Genomic DNA, 17,316 nt, shown 5'->3' with positions numbered 1-17,316 from the left:
GCTCTATGAGCTGCTGCAAAAGGCCCGCAAGGAAGGGATGATGGCGCTCGAAGCCGACGTCGATGCCCCGGAAAACAGCCCTGTGTTCCAGAAGTACGAACACGTGATGGCCGATCATCACCTGCTCGAATTTATCGTCGATTACCTGCGCATGATGTCCGCGGGCAATGTCAACGCGATGGAAATGCAGGACTTGATGGACGAAGAGCTGGACACGCATCACACCGAAAGCGCAATTGCCGCTAACGCGATTCAAAAAATGGCCGATGGCTTGCCCGCATTCGGTATTGTCGCGGCGGTGATGGGCGTGGTGCACACGATGGGTTCCGTCGGCGCCGCTCCCGCGATTCTCGGCGAGATGATCGCCGGTGCGCTGGTTGGTACGTTCCTCGGCATTTTGCTGGCGTATGGCTTTATCGGACCGCTTGCCGACTTGCTCAATGCAAAGGGCGCAGCCGAAGCCAAGCCGTTTCAGTGCGTCAAATCCGTATTGCTTGCTTCGATGAACGGCTATGCGCCGACCGTCGCGGTGGAATTCGGCCGCAAGGTGCTCTTTACCGCCGATCGCCCGAGCTTCAAGGAGTTGGATGAAGCCGTGCGCGCCACGAAAATGCCTAAGTCCGCTTAAGGATTTTCCTTAAGGCTTTCGCTTAAGGCTTTTAGCAAACCTCGCTTACCGCTCAAGAAAATGGCTGAGAAACCGTCACGCGAACCGATGCAATCCGTGCTTGCGCCGACCATCATCGTCAAGCGCAAGAAAAAAGGCCACGGTCATGGCCACCACGGCGGCGCATGGAAAATCGCTTACGCCGACTTCGTCACCGCGATGATGGCCTTCTTCCTGTTGATGTGGCTGCTTGGCTCCACATCGAAATACGATAAGGAAGGGATCGAGCAATACTTCAACACGCCTTTGTCCGCGCTGTTCGGCGATCAGGGCGGCGCGGCGCATCACACGAGCGTGGTGAATGGCGGCGGCGAAAGTATCGCGAGTTCGCGTCCGGGCGAAGCGCGCAAGACGCAATCGCAACCTACGCCGCCCACGCAACAGCCGCAGCGCGTAAGCATGCAGCAGGAAGATTTGCAGCGCTTACAAATGCTCAAGCAAAAGCTCTCGGCATTGATCGAAGCGACGCCCGCGCTTAAAGCCTTCAAGGATCAGATTCGTATTGCGATCACTAGCGAAGGCTTGCGCATCGAAATTGTCGATTCGCTCAAGCGGCCGATGTTTGCATCGGGCAGCTTCAAGATGGAAGGTTACGCGACGACGATTCTTACCAACATCGGCTCGACGCTCAACGACGTGAATAACCGCGTATCGATTGCGGGTCACACGGATGCCGTGCCCTACTCCGGCGGTCAGACGGGTTATTCGAACTGGGAATTGTCGAGCGAACGCGCGAACGCAGCGCGACGCGCGCTGGTCGCGGGCGGCATGAACGAAGGCAAGATCCTTCAGGTGCGCGGTCTTGCGGATGTTTTGCCGCTTAACAAAGATGTGGTCGATGAACCGACCAATCGCCGGATCAGTATTTTGGTGCTGAACAAGGCCGCAGAACAGGCGTTCTTTAAAGACGGCGGCCGCACGACGATGGATGATGTCTTGCCTAACGCAGTACCTAATGCAGCAAACAAGGAAGCGGCCGCGCCCGCGCCTGTTGCAGTCAAAACGGATGCGCCCGTTGCAGTAGTCAAATAAGCGCCTAGCTTTAATTAGAAGCCATGCAATTTAGTTTGCATGGCTTTTTTTATGCCAGCCAGTCCGCCACGGTCTGCACGACCAGCCAGATATTCGCCGCGCTGATCAACACGAACAGCAGCCACGCGAACAGCTTGATATAGGCCGCATTGGCGAATTCGCCCATCAAGGAACGATCGCTTGTCATGCGAATCAGCGGATAAAGCGCGAAAGGCAATTGCAGACTCAGCACGACCTGACTTGCGACCAGAAGTTTGCCGACCGCGCCGTTGCCCATTGCATAAACGCCGATCAAAGCGGGCACAAGCGCCAGCGCACGCGTGATAAAACGCCGCTGATAACACGGAATCTTGAGCTGCAAAAAGCCTTCCATAATCACCTGCCCCGCGATGGTGCCAGTGAATGTCGAGCTTTGTCCCGATGCAAACAAGGTGACCGCGAAAAGAATTGCGGCAAGTCCGCTGCCGACGATCGGCGCAAGCAGCTTGTATGCGTCTTCTATTTCGGTAACCTGAGTATGTCCCGTTGCATGAAAGGCGGATGCCGCGAGAATCAAAATCGCCGCGTTGATCAGCAGCGCGAGAATCAGCGATGCGATGGTATCGAGCCGTGAAAGACGGATGGCGGAGCCGAGACTCTTTGCATCGCGATTGACCACGCGCGTCTGCACGATCGACGAATGCAGATACAGGTTATGCGGCATCACCGTTGCGCCGAGAATACCGATGGCAAGATATAGCGGCTCGCGATCCGACAGCGCATGAATCGACGGCACCAGCCCCGCCGCCACCGAAGGCCAATGCGGTTTCACCAGCACAAGCTCAACCACATAACCGATGCCGATCGTCGCGATCAGCCCGAGCATGATCGCTTCGAGATCGCGGAAATTCATGCCCTTGAGACCGAGCACGATCAGCGTATCGAACGCGGTCAGAATCACGCCCCATATCAGCGATACTCCGAACAGCAAGTGAAACGCGAGCGCGCCACCGAGCACTTCGGCCAGATCGCACGCGATGATCGACAGTTCTGCGAGCGCCCATTGCGCATTCGCGACAGGCGTCGAATAACGCTCGCGCGAGAGTTGCGCAAGATCGCGTCCGGTGACGATGCCAAGTCGCATCGACAGACATTGCAACGCCATAGCCGCAAGACTCGACAGCACAACAACGAACAGCAAGTTATAGCCATAACGCGAACCGGCTTCGATATCCGTCGCCCAATTGCCGGGATCCATATAGCCGATCGAGATCAGCAGTCCCGGTCCCGCGAACTGAAGCAGCTTCTTCCATAGCGGCGCGCCGGGTGCAACGGCAACGGAGCCTTTGACTTCCGACGGACAAAACGGCGCGGTGGCGGTGGTCGGTAATTTGAACGGCAATTTACGATTCCGAGTGCGATGTAGGGCGATCGTTATTCGATTCCAGCTTTTGCTCTGCCGGCTTCTTACAGAAGGTGAAACGCTGGCGAGTCTATCACTGCCATTTACATGAAGCACCGCATGAAAACTGACGGACACGCCATGTCGATGCCAGCATGAGGCCACGGTCCGACAAATAGAATCGTCAGCATGGTTGTGGTGGTCGCGCGAACCTGCCCTCGACGCATCTCACCACAGCTTTCACCCGTCACTTCGAATGAGGAGTTCGTTATGAAACTCGCCGCACGCATCGCCATCATTGCAGTTTGCGCCGCACCGCTCGCCGCCTTCGCACAGAGCGATCAGGGCCTCACGCGTGCTCAGGTCAAGGCCGACCTGCAACGTGTCGAACAGGCGGGCTACAACCCGTCCGAACGCGACACCTTCTATCCGAACGATATCCAGGCAGCCGAAGCCAAGATCGGCGCGCAAAACTCGTATGGCGCATCGCCGGACGGCACCTCGTCTTCCGGCGCACCGACGATGTCCACGGTGCCAGTTGGTCAAACTCCGCAATAAGCGCGTTTTATGGGGACGTCGCGGCGTCCCCGTCTTAGCGTGTCCGCTTCATATACGCGTACAGGCAAGCTAATCGTCAGACGTTGAGTCATGCTTACAATGACCGGCGGCTGTCCGTCTGAGAAGTCATCGCGTCACCGGCCGCGTTCCCATCATCCGCATGTGGAGTTCGCCATGAAGCTTGTTACGCGCATCGCCATCGTTGCACTCTCCGTCACGCCGCTTTATGCGTTCGCGCAAAGCGCCGGCATGACCCGTCAGCAAGTCAAGGAAGATCTGGTCCGCTGGGAGCGCGACGGTTATCGCCCGTCCGAACATGATGCGCAATATCCCGGCAGTTTTCTCGATGCGCGCGAAGGCATCATCACCAGCAACAGCACGCCGTGGCGTTACGCGAAGGGCCCCAATCTCGCACCCAACGCAGAAAGCTACCTGAAATAAGGCTGATTCGATGCAAGCGCGTCCGCGCGACGCGCTTGCCTTGCTGATCGCTTACGTCAATCTTCCTCCGCATGAACGTTCGCTTGCACGCGACGTAATCTGACAGACGCGCCATATTCGCGTCATTTTCTCGTTGGTGCTTCGCCACTACCATTACTCCATAGCCGCCCTCCGGCCTCGGCTGTGAAAAACGTCTCGTGCGCCGGACGCTTCAGCGCCGCCGTGCCCTATTCCCGCATTCTTCGAACGACTTTCAATGTGGATCGTCAACGTTGCGCTCAAGCGGCCCTACACGTTTATCGTGATGGCCATCATGATTTTGCTGGCGACACCGTTCGTGCTGCTCACGACGCCGGTGGACGTGTTGCCCGAGATCAACATCCCCGTGGTCAGCATTATTTGGAACTACACCGGTCTGTCTTCCGAAGACATGGCCAACCGCATTACTTCGGTCAACGAGCGCAGTCTCACGACCACGGTCAATAACATCGAGCATATCGAGTCGCAATCGCTGCCGGGCATCGCGATCATCAAGCTGTTTTTGCAGCCGACCGCGAATATTCAGAGCGCGATTGCGCAAACGGTGGCTGTCGAACAGGCGCAGTTGAAGCAGATGCCGCCGGGCGCTACGCCGCCGCTCGTGATCAGCTATTCGGCATCGAGTATTCCGGTGATTCAACTTGGACTTTCAAGTCAGCGGGAGTCCGAACAATCTCTGAACGACACCGCGTTGAACTTTCTGCGCCCGCAACTCGTGACCATTCCCGGCGCGGCGGTGCCTTATCCCTACGGCGGCAAAACGCGCCTGATTTCCGTCGATCTCGATACACGCGCGTTGCTTGCCAAAGGCCTCACGCCCACCGATGTCGTGCAGGCCGTCAACGCGCAAAACCTGATTCTGCCGACCGGCACCGCGAAGATCGGCCCGAAGGAATACACGATCAACATGAACGGTTCGCCCGCGACCGTTGCTGGTCTGAACGATATTCCCGTGCGCACGCTCAACGGCGCAACGACGTATCTGCGTGAAGTGGCGCACGTGCGCGACGGCTTTTCGCCGCAGACCAACATCGTGCGGCAGGACGGTCAGCGCGGCGTGCTTATATCGGTGTTGAAGAATGGCGACGCGTCCACGCTTTCCATCGTCAATACGTTGAAGGACCTCTTGCCTCAGGCGCGTGCGCAGTTATCGCAGGACATCAAGATCACGGCACTGTTCGATCAATCCGTGTTCGTCAAAGCAGCCGTTCAGGGCGTGGTGCGTGAAGCGCTGATCGCTGCCGCGCTGACGGCCGCGATGATCCTCTTGTTCCTTGGCAACTGGCGCAGCACGTGCATCATCGCCATATCGATTCCGCTGTCGATTCTCTCGTCGCTGATCGCGTTGCACGCGTTGGGTCAAACCATCAACATCATGACGCTCGGTGGTTTAGCGCTCGCCGTCGGCATTCTCGTTGATGACGCCACGGTGACCATCGAGAATATCGAGCGGCATCTGCATATGGGCACGGACCTGCACGAAGCCATTCTCGAAGGCGCGGGCGAAATCGCGGTGCCTGCGCTGGTCTCGACGCTGTGTATCTGTATCGTATTCGTGCCGATGTTCTTTCTCACCGGCGTTGCCAAGTTTCTGTTCGTGCCGCTTGCCGAAGCCGTGGTGTTCGCCATGCTCGCGTCCTACGTGCTTTCGCGCACGCTGGTGCCGACGCTTGCCATGCTGCTGATGGGCCACGCTCACGCGCCCGATGCGAAATCGAAGCCGAATCTCTTCATGCGCCTGCATCGCCGTTTCGATCATGGATTCGAGCGCATGCGTGCCGCGTATATCGTGATTCTGAGCACGCTGCTGGTAAAGCGTCGCTTGTATGCGAGCATTTTTCTGGGCTTCTGCGCGATATCCGCGGGTCTCGTGTTCATACTCGGCGAAGACTTCTTCCCGAGCGTCGATGCCGGTGATATCCGCCTGCATATGCGTGCGCCCACGGGTACGCGTATCGAAGAAACTGCGCGTCTTGCCGATGAAGTCGAAAAAGTCGTGCGGCAAGTCGTGCCGCAAGATCAGCTCGAAACCATTCTCGATAATCTCGGTTTGCCGTATAGCGGCATCAATTTGTCGTATAGCAATGCGGGCACCATTGGCACGTTGGATGGTGAAATACAGGTCGCGCTGAAGGAAGATCACAAGCCGACGCAAACGTATATCGACGAATTGCGCTCGTTATTGCCGCGCCTTTTTCCCGGCACCGAGTTCTTTTTTCAGCCTGCGGATATCGTCACGCAGATTCTGAATTTCGGTTTGCCTGCCGCAATCGATGTGCAGATTCAGGGCCAAAATCAGCAAGCGAATTTTCAGGTTGCCAGCAACCTGATGAAGAAGATTCGCATGATCCCCGGCAATGTGGACACACACATTCAGCAGAAGCTCGACGAGCCGGTCATCAATCTGCAAATGGACCGCACGCGTTTGCAGCAACTCAACCTGAATGCGAACAATGTCGCGCAAAACGTGCTTGTTTCGTTGTCCGGAAGTTCGCAGACCGCGCCGGGATTCTGGTTCAATCCGCGTAATGGCGTGGAGTACAACCTCGCGGTGCAAACGCCGCAGTATCAAATCTCCTCGATCGATGAATTGCTGCGCACGCCTGTCTCCGCATCGAACAGCGGACCGACTCAATTGCTTGGCAATCTCGTGCGTTTGTCGCCGCAGAATCAGTTCGCGGTGGTCACGCACTACAACATCCGTCCGGTGATCGATATCTTCGTCAGCGTCGAAGGGCGCGATCTCGGCAGCGTCGCGCGGCAAGTGAATCATCTCGTCGATGGTGCCCGCAAGTCGCTTCCGCGCGGCAGTCAGATCGTCGTGCGTGGTCAGGTCGAAACCATGCGTACGTCGTTCTTCGGTTTGGGTGTCGGCGTGGCAATGGCGATTGTGCTGGTGTACTTACTAATCGTCGTGAACTTTCAGTCGTGGGTGGACCCGCTCATTATCGTCAGCGCGTTGCCTGCGGCGCTTGCGGGCATCATCTGGATGCTGTTTCTCACGGGCACGCATTTGAGCGTGCCTGCATTGACAGGCGCGATCATGACGATGGGCGTCGCCACTGCAAACTCCATTCTGATGGTCTCGTTCGCGAGACAACGCCTGAGCGCGGGCGCACCGCCGTTGACCGCTGCGCTCGAAGCAGGCGCAAGCCGTATCCGCCCCGTATTGATGACGGCCTTCGCGATGATCATCGGCATGATTCCGATGGCGCTGGGTCTCGGCGAAGGCGCGGAACAGAACGCGCCGCTGGGGCGCGCCGTGATCGGCGGACTGCTTTTTGCCACGGTTTCCACGCTATTTTTCGTGCCGCTGGTGTTTGCGGGCATTCATTCGCGCCTGGCGCGCCGTGCCGAACGCAAAGGTCAGAACACCGCTCATTGAATGCTCATTGGACGATTTGAACTCCGAACTAACATGACTGAAAAGAACCACGCCTCGCTTGCCATACCCGCACGCGACCCGAACGAAGGACCGGCGCTGCCGCCGCGTCATGTCGAATGGAAGCGCGCGAAGATTGCGGTCGTGATCGTGCTGGCGCTGCTTGCCATCGGCGCGGCGCGCACGGTCGTGACCGATATGGTCCACAGCCGCTCGATCAACGACCGCACGCAGCAAAACGCGCAGCAATACGTGAATGTCGTCACGCCGACGCAAACCGATGGCGGCGGCGAAACCACTCTGCCGGGCACCTTGCGCGGTTTCGTCGAATCGCCGATCTATGCGCGTGCGGCGGGCTATCTGCTGCACTGGTATGTCGATATCGGCGCGCAGGTAAAGCAAGGCCAACTGCTTGCCGACCTCGATACACCCGAGATCGATCAGGAGCTTGCGCAAGCAGTTGCACAGCGCGATCAAAGCGCATCGAGCCTGGGCCTCGCGAAAAGCTCGTTCCAGCGCTGGCAACAACTCCGTCAGCGCGATGCAGTCTCGCAACAGGAACTCGATGAACGTCAAAGCACCTATAACCAGGACGTCGCCAATCTCGCCGCCGCCGATGCCAACGTCAAGCGTCTGCGTCAGCTCGAATCGTTCAAGCGAATCGTAGCGCCATTCGCGGGCGTGGTCACGCAACGCAACGTGGATGTAGGCGATCTGATCGATGCAGGCAGCGGCACGAGCCGCGCGTTATTCGCATTGGCTCAATCCGATCCGCTGCGCGTGTTCGTGCAATTGCCGCAGGCGTACGCGCAAAACGTATCGGTCGGGCAGCAGGTTGTCGTCACGCAGGCCGAACTCGCCGGACAGCAATTCCACGGCAAAATCACGCATATTTCAGGCGCTATCGATGTGCCGACGCGTTCCTTGCAGATTGAAGTGACGCTGCCGAATCCGGACGCGCGTTTGCGTCCCGGTGCTTATGTGCAGGTCGCCGTGCCATCCACCGCGCACGCGCGTTTGATGGTGCCCGGCAACGCGCTGTTGTTCCGCGCCGAAGGTCCGCGTCTCGCGGTCGTCGATCAAAACGGCCACGTTCATCTGCACAAGGTCGTGATTGCGCAGGATTTGGGGCAATCGCTTGAAATCGAAAGTGGTATCGAGGAAGGCGACAAGGTCATCATCAACCCAAGCGATTCGGTGGCCGACGGCGATCATGTGCAAATCGCGCCGCAGAAGAAGCAACCACAAGCGCCCGCTTCCGGCGCGCATGCAACATCATGAAAAAGGCCTTGTTTCTAGGGCTTTTGCCGATACTCGCCGCGTGCACGGTGGGACCGGACTACAAGCGCCCCGTCGCTGAAACGCCGCCGACGTGGAAGACCGATTCATACTGGCGCGTGGCCGAGCCATCGCACGCGCCGCTTGCGCTCGACTGGTGGCAAGCCTTCAACGACGCCACGCTCGACAGTCTCGAAACGCAGGCACTCGCACAGAATCAAACGCTGGCCGCAGCAAGCGCGCACTATGCACAGGCACGCGCGACGCTCGCTCAAACGTCCGCATTCGCGCTACCCGAAGTCGATCTGGGCGCTGGAGCGCAGCGCTTGCGCATCTCGAAGAATCGCCCGGTCACGAACTATGCAACGCCCAATTCGGAAACCGTACAAAACGATCTCAAGCTTGCACCGACCGTCAATTACGATGTCGATCTCTTCGGCCGCATTCGCCGCGAAGTAGAAAGCGCGCACGCCGCAGCCGATGAATCGCGCGACGATCTTGCCAACGCGCGCCTCGTGCTTACCACGGATCTCGCCAGCGCGTACTTTTCCATGCGCGAACTCGATGCCGAAATCGACGTGCTGAATCGTTCAGTCGTACTGCAGAAGAAGGCGCTCGATTACGTCACCGCGCAACATGACCTCGGCGCGGTCTCCGGACTCGATGTCCTGCAACAGCAATCGCTGCTCGATTCCACGCGCGTGCAAGCGCAGTTGCTGCTGAATCAGCGCGCGCAATTCGAGCATGCGATTGCCGCGCTGGTCGGCACGCCCGCACCGCAATTTGCCATTGCACCCGCGCTGGATCAGAACGCCCTTCCGTCGATACCCCTCGGCGTGCCCAGCGATGTGCTGCAACGCCGTCCTGACGTCGCTTCCGCCGAACGCGCGATGGCCGCGGCCAATGCGCAGATCGGCGTAGCGAAGGCCGCGTTCTTTCCGAGCCTCACGCTCAACGGCACGGTCGGATGGGAAAGCACCGCATTTTCCAGCCTGATTTCAGCGCCGAGCCTGTTGTGGACCATCGGCACGATGGCGAGTCAGGTCGTGTTCGATGGCGGCCGTCGCGCGGCTGCGGTGGACTTTGCGAATCAGGGTTACGTGGCAACCGAAGCGTCGTATCGGCAGACGGTGTTGACGGCGTTTCAGCAGGTGCAGGACGGTATCGTCGGATTGTCGGTGCTGGACGGCGCGGCGAAGCAATCGCATGCGGCGGTGGAAGATGCGCAGCATCTGCTTTCGCTCGCGAACGATCGCTATTCAGGCGGTTTGGTCGCATATCTCGATGTGATTACCGCGCAGCAGCAATTGCTGACCAGCGAGCGTCAGGACGTGCAGATTCGCGGACAGCAGCGCACGACATCGGTGGCGCTCGTCAAGGCTTTGGGCGGTGGCTGGAATGCGGATGCTGTCGAAGAATCGGCACGTTAAGCAAAGATTCGTAAGCGAGATATCGATGCGCGCCGTATAGTAGAAAAATAGTCCTTAAACACACACTGAACAAGCACAGGGTGGAGGCATGAAAGTCCTCATAGTGGAAGACGAACTCAAGGTGGTCGATTACCTGCGTTCGGGTCTGACCGAGCAAGGCTGGGTCGTGGATGTTGCGATGGACGGTGAAGAAGGCACGCACTTGGCCATCGAATACGATTACGACGTGATCGTGCTCGATGTGATGCTGCCGCGCCGCGATGGTTTCGCGGTACTCAAAGCCCTGCGTTTGCAGAAATCGACGCCGGTCATCATGCTGACCGCGCGCGATCACATCAACGATCGCGTGCGCGGTTTGCGCGAAGGCGCGGACGACTATCTCACCAAGCCGTTTTCGTTCCTCGAACTCGTCGAACGATTACACGCGCTGGCGCGCCGTACACGCGCGCAGGAATCCACGCTGATTTCCGTGGGCGATTTGTATGTCGATCTGATCGGACGACGCGCCACGCGCGACGGCGTGCGACTCGATCTCACCGCGAAAGAGTTTCAGTTGCTGAGCGTGCTGGCACGACGGCACGGCGATATCCTGTCGAAGACCGCCATCACCGAACTCGTCTGGGAAGTGGATTTCGAAAGTCATACGAACGTGGTCGAAACCGCCATCAAGCGTTTGCGCGCGAAACTCGATGGCCCGTTCCGCACCAAGCTGCTGCATACCGTGCGCGGCATGGGCTATGTGCTCGAAGTACGCGAAGCGCGCGATCTGCGGGAAATCAGGGAAGACGCGAGGCAATCATGAACGTGTCGCCGGCTGCATCGTCCTTGCCCGAAGGTGCTACGCGCGCGCAACGCTCGATTGCGCGGCGTCTTGCGCTCATGTTTGCGTTGGTGGCATTGCTCGTGTTTGCGCTCGTCGGCTCGGGGTTGTTTCTTGTGCTGCGCGTGCAACTCGAACAGCATTTGCGCGACTCGCTCGATAACCGCGCGGAGATTGCCCGGCTGATCGTGGCGCATGTATCCACGCCGGATAAATGGAAGATCGCCAAGGAAAAGCTCGCGGACATCACGCCGCGCGATGGCTCAACATTGTTCGCAGTCACAAGCAATGACAATCGCTACAACTACGGCGACTCGCCTTCGGGACATATCACGCGGCAAGTGATGGGCGGATACGTGCGCTTCAGACCGCAAGATCGCGCGTACGACATGCTGATGACCACGCTCACCATTCCGCCCAACGGTGATCGCCCGCCGCTGCAATTGTTCGTTGCAATAGATTGTTCTCCGAACGTTCATACGATGCGCGCCTTCGGTCTCGCGCTCGCCTCGCTGATGGCGCTGGCAACGGTCGCTGTCCTGCTGCTGAGTTATTCGGTCGCGCGTCTGGGCCTCGCGCCGTTGGTACGCCTCACGCGCGATGCGCAGAACGTCAGCCCCAATAATCGATCACAACGCCTGAATACGCGCTCCTTGCCGCTGGAACTGGAAGACCTTGCCAAGGCATTCAACGGCGCGCTGGAACGGCTGGATCATGCTTATGGCAGGCTCGAATCGTTCAATGCGGATGTTGCACATGAACTGCGCACGCCGGTGACTATTCTGATCGGTCAGACGGAAGTGGCGTTGACGCGTGATCGTTCGATCGATGAACTGCGTCATACGTTGCAGTCGAATCTCGAAGAATTCGAACGCGTACGCGCGATCATCAACGACATGTTGTTCCTTGCGCGCGCCGATCAGGGCGAACGTGCAACGGGACTGGTGGAAGTATCGCTGGCGGCGGAAGTGAATCGCACGCTGGAATTTCTGGAGATTCCGCTCGAAGAAGCGCAAGTGCGCGCGGTCGCCACCGGCGATGCGCGCGCCTTCGTCAATACGTCTTTATTTGGCCGCGCGCTGTCGAATCTGGTGATGAACGCCATTCAGCATTGCACGCCGGGCGCGACCATCTCCGTTTCGATTGCGCGCGAACATGGGCGCATAAGAATTGCGGTGGCGAATCCCGGCAAGCAGATCGCGCCCAATGTGATGGAGCATCTGTTCGACCGTTTCTATCGTGCGGAAAGCTCACGCACGAACAGCCGCGAGAATCATGGGCTGGGACTTGCCATCGTCAAGGCGGTGGCGGAAATGCACCGCGGTACGGTGTTCGCGAGAAGCGAGAACGGCGTCAACACGTTCGCATTTTCCGTGGCACGTTTCGGCAACGAGCATCGTCCGATCAATGAAGCGGCTATGCCAAACGCAAACGCTGCGCCAATTGCCGGACCCGCGCCGAGCAATGCCTCTTAAGCATCACTGACAAATATATTCGTCCGATGCAGCCTGCGGCGCGTCAGGCGTCGCCGGCTTGAAATGACTGTATTTGCGATACGTCTTGCCGTTCGCCGTCACGCTCACGCTGGATTCGGACTCGCCGCTCGCGAGCGCCTGCACATGCGTGTTGGTCCACGTGCTGCTCTTCTGATCCGCCATCTGACGCGTAACGATGCTGCCCGACGCGTCCGCGTGATAACCCCACTTCGACGTGACCGTATCCATATCCACGGTCTGCGGCTTCCATCCAATCACCTTCGCGCCATCTGTCATCGGCGTCAACTCGACGGCAACAATCTGCGTGCCGCGCCGCGCAACCAGCAGACATTTGCCGCTCGCGGTCCTCAAAGGCACATATCCATTCGATGGCAACAGCGTGATGGACGGCGCGTTGGGCACGGATTGCGTGCCCACGGGATTTGCCGCCCACATCGCCGTTTCAGCGCTCGCGTGCTGTGTGATTAACACAGTCAACGCGCTTGCAACACAAGCCGCTGCCTTCATTCGATTCTTCATATCAAGCCTCGGCAGGAAAAAGAGAGTTGGCCCTCCGGGGACCATCACAATCATGAGCCAACTCTCGAAAGTTCGAGACGCCCGGGTTAGAACGTCTCTACGTTCCAGTGCATCGCGAGCCCTGGAATTCCTGCATGCTTACTGAATCATCGAGACAACGATCTTGTCGTGGCCGATCGGCGTGGCGGCGACTTCGACATCGCTGGCCTCTTGCTTGATCGCGGCGACCGGCGTTGTGACCGTCTTCGCAGGCGCGGCTTCCTGCTTCGCTTGCGGTGCCGCTTGTTGCGTGTTTTGCGCTTTCAGATCGACTTGCGGATCGTTCGCCGACGTGACCGACAGACCAAGGCGCGCACGCACGATCGGATCGCGATACTTTTCGTCATCCGAAATAACTGCGTCTTCTCCGGTCTTGGCGAGCGGCTTCGTGGTGCCCGGGCACAGATGGCCGGTGGATTCCACGGCGCGGCGGTTGGCCTCGCTTTGGCACAGCAGCGCGAGCGCGACATCGGTCAGGCCCATGGCGCGGAATTCACGTGCATCGAGACGGCGTACGCAGGCCTGATCGACCATGGTGGTGCCGCCCGTCGCGCCGAAGCCGGTGATCGACAGACCGAAGCTGGCCGAGCCCATGCAGGTGTCGGAGAGCGTGGTCGTCAGTGCGGGCGCGGCGATGGCCGGCGTGGTGCGCACCGAGTACGAGCTTTGGTTGTAATCGACCGTGGCGCGCGTGTCATAGGCGCTCGAGCCGGGCGTGGTCGCGGCGCGGTTGGTGGAGTCGGCGGCGCCCGACGTGGAAGCCGGCACACCCGAACCCGACGAACCGCTGTTCGACGACGCCGACGAATTCGAGTTCGTCAGCGAAGGCATCGTCAGCGAGATATTGACGTTGGACGAACCGCCCGTTGCCGACGAACGGCCGCCCGTTGCGTTCGACATGCCGATGCCGCCGACCGACGAGGAATTCGAATTCGTGCTCGACGTCGCCGACGTGCCGATATTGTTCAGGCTCGAACCGCCGCCCTGGCCGATGCCGGTGGACGTCGATCCCGAAACCGCGCCCGAATTGGACGTAGATGAGGTTTCAGCGTGAGCGAGGGAGGCTGCGCAGAACAGAACCGCACAAGCCAGTTGCAAAGTGGTCTTCTTCATGATGGTTCTCCGGAAAGAATCGGGAGCGCCCGTCGCACGTGACAATCCCGTAGCATTACTTATGTTTTTATGAGTCTTCGATGAGGCGAGGTCTTTCTCGACATCGCCTCTCGTGTATGCGTCGGCTTATTTAACCAATTAACGCCAGCCGCCGCCCAGCTTGCTCCATGCGTTCGCTGCTGCGTCCGCACCCGAGGTGCCACCGGCGCTCGACGTGCCGTGACCGAAGCCACCGGCGTTCGACGTGTTGACGTGGCTGGTCGTGGCGTTGGTGATGTTGCCCGTCACGCCGTATGCGCCGCCTGCCAGCGATTGCGCGTTGCCGTTGGCCATGCCGTAGTCGGATGCCGTGAAGTGGCCGAAACCCGACACCGACGCCGAGGTCGATCCGCCCGAGGTCGAGCTGGAGGCCGATTGCGTCGTGGTGGTCGCGAATGCGGCGGCCGATGCGAAGGAGAGCACTGCTGCAACGATAAGAGCGCGTTTCATGATTCGGTTTCCTTAATGACTGTATGAAATTGGTATCGTTTATTTGCGGGTAAATCGATTAACGCCAGCCGCCGCCGAGCTTGCTCCATGCATTCGCCGAAGCATCCGCACCGGAAAGACCCGAAGCCGACGAACCGCCGAAGCCCTTGCCCGCTGCCGACGACGTATCGATATGGCCGGTCGTGGCGTTCGTTGCATTGCCGGTCGTGCCGAAGCCCGAACCTGCCATCGACGAAGCGTTGCCGTTGGCGATGCCTGCGTTGGTGGCCGTGAAGGCGCCGTAGCCGTACACGGCCGCCGACGTCGTGCCGCCCGAAGTCGAGCTGCTGCTGGAGCTGGTGCCCGTTGCGAATGCCGTAACGGAAGCCAGCGAGAGAACGGCTGCTGCGATCAGTTTGCGTTGCATGTTGAGTCTCCGAGTGTGTGGCGCACGTTCTTATCCCCTACATCGACGCCGGAATGTAGTAGGCTGCTGCGAGTTAGTTAGGTATCCTTCTTCTGTAGCGCGTTCGAATGCGCGGACAGAGATTCACCGAAGAATCAGTGTCGTTTCAGAAAGCGTTCGAATGTCGGGTTGATGTGCGCGGTTGCGCGGACGGCGGCGCTGTGGCCGGTCGCGTGAATGCTCTCTCGTTTATTGTTCATCGCTTACCCCGTATCACCGTTTTTATGAAGCTGTTATCAGGCGTTTGGTCTTTGCTTGAGTGCCTGTGTTTTGTGGTGACTGTACGGAAGATGCGGTAAGGGATGCGTGGGAGATCCAACATTCGCGCTTATTCGTGTGAATGTTTGGTGGTGCAGCGCTCATTTGTGGTGCGCGATCGCAATTTCCGAGGGTTTTCACGGACCGTCGCGGCCCGCAAACCCTTGTCAGACGGTGCTCAGACGCGCCATTTCGGTTTCAACGATCAGTTTCTTCAATTCCGGCACGCATGATCCGCAATTGCCGCCCGCCTTCACGCACGCCGTCACTTCGGCCGCTGTTTTCAGGCCTTTTTCGCGGATGGCGTTGCAGATCGTATTGCGGCCCACGCCGAAGCACGAGCATACGGTTGGTCCCGTGTCCTCGCCCTTTCCGATTGCCTGACCGAGCAACAGGCTCGCGCGGTCTTCATCGTCGAGACGGTCTTTTTCGAAGAGACTCGCAAGCCATGCGCGCGCGGGCAGATCCGCACGTTCGGAGATGAACACGCAACTTTCGATGCGATCGTCGATCACATGCGCGGCGCGATACACGCCCGCACTCTTGTCCTCGTACTCGATCCAGTCCGCGTGTGGATCGTCGATATGAAACAGCGCGCGCGCCCAGTCGTGATGATCGTCGTGCGCGGCATCGAAACGATTGCGGCCTGCGAGTTCGTAGCGCACAAAACGCGAGCCATGAATGCGCGTCCAATGCGTGACGGCATCGAGTTCAGGCACATCGCGCGACAAGGAAAAGCCATGCCACGTGACGTGAAATTTTTCGATGGAAACCGGCGTATGCTTGAATTCCGGCTCGCCAGACACGGGATCGACCACAGGATTCACGACTGCGCCAATACGCGCATCGGACGCAACCTGATCGTTCCAGTGGATCGGCACGAATACACTGCCGCGCGGCATGCCGCCGCCGTGTTGCACGCGTGCGATCATCGAACCCCAGCGGCTCGATACGCGCGCCAGTTCGCCTTCACGTACGCCACACGCGAGCGCATCTTGCGGATGCATATCGATGAACGATTCGCTGATATGGCCCGCGAGTTTGGCGGAGCGGCCCGTGCGCGTCATGGTGTGCCACTGATCGCGTACGCGGCCTGTATTGAGGATCAGCGGGTATTCATCGTCGGGCGCATTCACCGGATCGCGCGGCGCGGTGGCGATGAAACGCGCGCGGCCATCGGCATGACTGAAGCGGCGCGTTTCGAATAGCCTTGCTACGCCCGCTTCATGCTGTGCAGAGAAAGGCCATTGCATAGGCTTTAAGGCGTCGTAACGCGTTCGATCGAGGCCAACCAACCCACCGATATTGAACGCACGATAAACGCCGTTCTCCGAATCATTATTGCGGTACGCACTCAGCCGCGCGTGTTCATCGAAAATTTCGTGTGGGGCTGCAAAGTCGAAGCCTTCGAAACCCATGCGTTTCGCCACGTCACAGATGATTCGCCAGTCTGCGCGCGCGTTGCCCGGCGCAGGAATAAATGCACGTTGACGCGAAATGCGCCGCTCCGAGTTGGTCACCGTGCCATCCTTCTCACCCCAGCCGAGCGCGGGCAACATTACATGCGCAAACGCATTCGTATCCGTCTTTTCGATGATGTCCGATGTCACCACGAGTTCGCACTTTGACAGCGCCTGTTTTACGCGATCACCATCGGGCAAACTCACAACCGGATTCGTGCCCATGATCCAGACAGCCTTCACGCGGCCCGCTTCGATTGCATCGAATAATTCGACGGCTTTAAGGCCCGCGCGTTGCGCAATCGCAGGCGAAGACCAGAACGTCTGCACGATCTCAGCATGCAGCGGATTGCCGAATTCCAGATGCGCCGCAAGCGTGTTCGACAGTCCGCCGACCTCGCGCCCACCCATTGCATTCGGTTGGCCCGTGAACGAAAAAGGCCCCATTCCCGGCTTGCCGATTCGCCCC

15 protein-coding genes are annotated in these 17,316 nt (G+C 59.0%); 9 read left to right on the top strand and 6 right to left on the bottom strand.

Annotated features, from left to right (window positions below):
- Together P7F28_RS14125 and motB are read left to right on the top strand one after the other, a co-directional pair.
- Window positions 1–628: MotA/TolQ/ExbB proton channel family protein (locus P7F28_RS14125; RefSeq protein ID WP_277185134.1), on the top strand; the 628-nt coding region annotated here is incomplete at its 5' end.
- A 60-nt stretch (window positions 629–688) separates the two neighbouring features.
- On the top strand, window positions 689–1,699 hold the full coding sequence (gene motB / locus P7F28_RS14120; RefSeq protein ID WP_277185133.1) for a flagellar motor protein MotB: 1,011 nt from the start codon (window positions 689–691) through the stop codon (window positions 1,697–1,699).
- Window positions 1,700–1,748: 49 nt separating this feature from the next.
- Here motB and P7F28_RS14115 read toward each other — a convergent pair whose 3' ends face one another.
- Complete coding sequence (locus P7F28_RS14115) at window positions 1,749–3,080, bottom strand: Nramp family divalent metal transporter (protein WP_277185132.1); 1,332 nt, start codon at window positions 3,078–3,080, stop codon at window positions 1,749–1,751.
- A 270-nt stretch (window positions 3,081–3,350) separates the two neighbouring features.
- Here P7F28_RS14115 and P7F28_RS14110 point away from each other — a divergent pair, with 270 nt between their 5' ends.
- The 7 genes from P7F28_RS14110 to P7F28_RS14080 all read left to right on the top strand — a co-directional run bounded on the left by P7F28_RS14110 (window position 3,351) and on the right by P7F28_RS14080 (window position 12,503).
- Window positions 3,351–3,638: a DUF4148 domain-containing protein gene (locus P7F28_RS14110; RefSeq protein WP_277185131.1), complete on the top strand. Its 288-nt coding sequence runs from the start codon at window positions 3,351–3,353 to the stop codon at window positions 3,636–3,638.
- A gap of 174 nt (window positions 3,639–3,812) precedes the next feature.
- Window positions 3,813–4,079, top strand: a complete 267-nt coding sequence (locus P7F28_RS14105) for a DUF4148 domain-containing protein (RefSeq protein ID WP_277185130.1) — start codon at window positions 3,813–3,815, stop codon at window positions 4,077–4,079.
- Window positions 4,080–4,335: 256 nt separating this feature from the next.
- Window positions 4,336–7,503, top strand: a complete 3,168-nt coding sequence (locus P7F28_RS14100) for an efflux RND transporter permease subunit (protein ID WP_277185129.1) — start codon at window positions 4,336–4,338, stop codon at window positions 7,501–7,503.
- A 33-nt stretch (window positions 7,504–7,536) separates the two neighbouring features.
- Window positions 7,537–8,781, top strand: coding sequence for an efflux RND transporter periplasmic adaptor subunit (locus P7F28_RS14095; protein ID WP_277185128.1), 1,245 nt, complete (start codon window positions 7,537–7,539; stop codon window positions 8,779–8,781).
- Window positions 8,778–10,208 carry an efflux transporter outer membrane subunit gene (locus tag P7F28_RS14090; protein WP_277185127.1) on the top strand — a complete coding sequence of 477 codons (1,431 nt, stop codon included), beginning with the start codon at window positions 8,778–8,780 and terminating at the stop codon, window positions 10,206–10,208. Before P7F28_RS14095 ends, P7F28_RS14090 begins: the two co-directional genes overlap by 4 nt.
- An 88-nt stretch (window positions 10,209–10,296) precedes the next feature.
- Window positions 10,297–11,010, top strand: a complete 714-nt coding sequence (locus P7F28_RS14085) for a heavy metal response regulator transcription factor (RefSeq protein WP_277185126.1) — start codon at window positions 10,297–10,299, stop codon at window positions 11,008–11,010.
- Window positions 11,007–12,503, top strand: a complete 1,497-nt coding sequence (locus P7F28_RS14080; RefSeq protein ID WP_277185125.1) for a heavy metal sensor histidine kinase — start codon at window positions 11,007–11,009, stop codon at window positions 12,501–12,503. The genes P7F28_RS14085 and P7F28_RS14080 overlap by 4 nt, the downstream gene beginning before the upstream one ends.
- Before the next feature lie 3 nt (window positions 12,504–12,506).
- Here P7F28_RS14080 and P7F28_RS14075 read toward each other — a convergent pair whose 3' ends face one another.
- The 5 genes from P7F28_RS14075 to P7F28_RS14055 all read right to left on the bottom strand — a co-directional run.
- On the bottom strand, window positions 12,507–13,043 hold the full coding sequence (locus P7F28_RS14075; RefSeq protein WP_277185124.1) for a hypothetical protein: 537 nt from the start codon (window positions 13,041–13,043) through the stop codon (window positions 12,507–12,509).
- Window positions 13,044–13,181: 138 nt separating this feature from the next.
- Entirely contained in the window at window positions 13,182–14,195 is a 1,014-nt protein-coding gene (locus P7F28_RS14070; protein WP_277185123.1) for a hypothetical protein, read from the bottom strand.
- A 138-nt stretch (window positions 14,196–14,333) separates the two neighbouring features.
- A complete protein-coding gene (locus P7F28_RS14065) occupies window positions 14,334–14,684 on the bottom strand; it encodes a hypothetical protein (protein WP_277185122.1) in 351 nt (116 codons plus the stop codon).
- A gap of 58 nt (window positions 14,685–14,742) precedes the next feature.
- Window positions 14,743–15,090: a hypothetical protein gene (locus tag P7F28_RS14060; RefSeq protein ID WP_277185121.1), complete on the bottom strand. Its 348-nt coding sequence runs from the start codon at window positions 15,088–15,090 to the stop codon at window positions 14,743–14,745.
- A gap of 464 nt (window positions 15,091–15,554) precedes the next feature.
- Window positions 15,555–17,316 (bottom strand): molybdopterin-dependent oxidoreductase (locus P7F28_RS14055; RefSeq protein ID WP_277185120.1); only part of this gene is annotated, 1,762 nt, incomplete at its 5' end.

The organism is Caballeronia sp. BR00000012568055 (assembly GCF_029439455.1).
Classification (GTDB): Bacteria; Pseudomonadota; Gammaproteobacteria; order Burkholderiales; family Burkholderiaceae; genus Caballeronia.
Note: the sequence above shows the minus strand (reverse complement) of the source record. Positions and strands in the feature narration are given on the sequence as shown.

Excerpts from the sequence above, each read along its gene's own strand:
- motB (WP_277185133.1), top strand. The coding sequence starts at position 689 with ATGGCTGAGAAACCGTCACGCGAACCGATGCAATCCGTGCTTGCGCCG.
- P7F28_RS14110 (WP_277185131.1), top strand. The coding sequence starts at position 3,351 with ATGAAACTCGCCGCACGCATCGCCATCATTGCAGTTTGCGCCGCACCG.
- P7F28_RS14105 (WP_277185130.1), top strand. The coding sequence starts at position 3,813 with ATGAAGCTTGTTACGCGCATCGCCATCGTTGCACTCTCCGTCACGCCG.
- P7F28_RS14100 (WP_277185129.1), top strand. The coding sequence starts at position 4,336 with ATGTGGATCGTCAACGTTGCGCTCAAGCGGCCCTACACGTTTATCGTG.
- P7F28_RS14095 (WP_277185128.1), top strand. The coding sequence starts at position 7,537 with ATGACTGAAAAGAACCACGCCTCGCTTGCCATACCCGCACGCGACCCG.
- P7F28_RS14090 (WP_277185127.1), top strand. The coding sequence starts at position 8,778 with ATGAAAAAGGCCTTGTTTCTAGGGCTTTTGCCGATACTCGCCGCGTGC.
- P7F28_RS14085 (WP_277185126.1), top strand. The coding sequence starts at position 10,297 with ATGAAAGTCCTCATAGTGGAAGACGAACTCAAGGTGGTCGATTACCTG.
- P7F28_RS14080 (WP_277185125.1), top strand. The coding sequence starts at position 11,007 with ATGAACGTGTCGCCGGCTGCATCGTCCTTGCCCGAAGGTGCTACGCGC.
- P7F28_RS14075 (WP_277185124.1), bottom strand. The coding sequence starts at position 13,043 with ATGAAGAATCGAATGAAGGCAGCGGCTTGTGTTGCAAGCGCGTTGACT.
- P7F28_RS14070 (WP_277185123.1), bottom strand. The coding sequence starts at position 14,195 with ATGAAGAAGACCACTTTGCAACTGGCTTGTGCGGTTCTGTTCTGCGCA.
- P7F28_RS14065 (WP_277185122.1), bottom strand. The coding sequence starts at position 14,684 with ATGAAACGCGCTCTTATCGTTGCAGCAGTGCTCTCCTTCGCATCGGCC.
- P7F28_RS14060 (WP_277185121.1), bottom strand. The coding sequence starts at position 15,090 with ATGCAACGCAAACTGATCGCAGCAGCCGTTCTCTCGCTGGCTTCCGTT.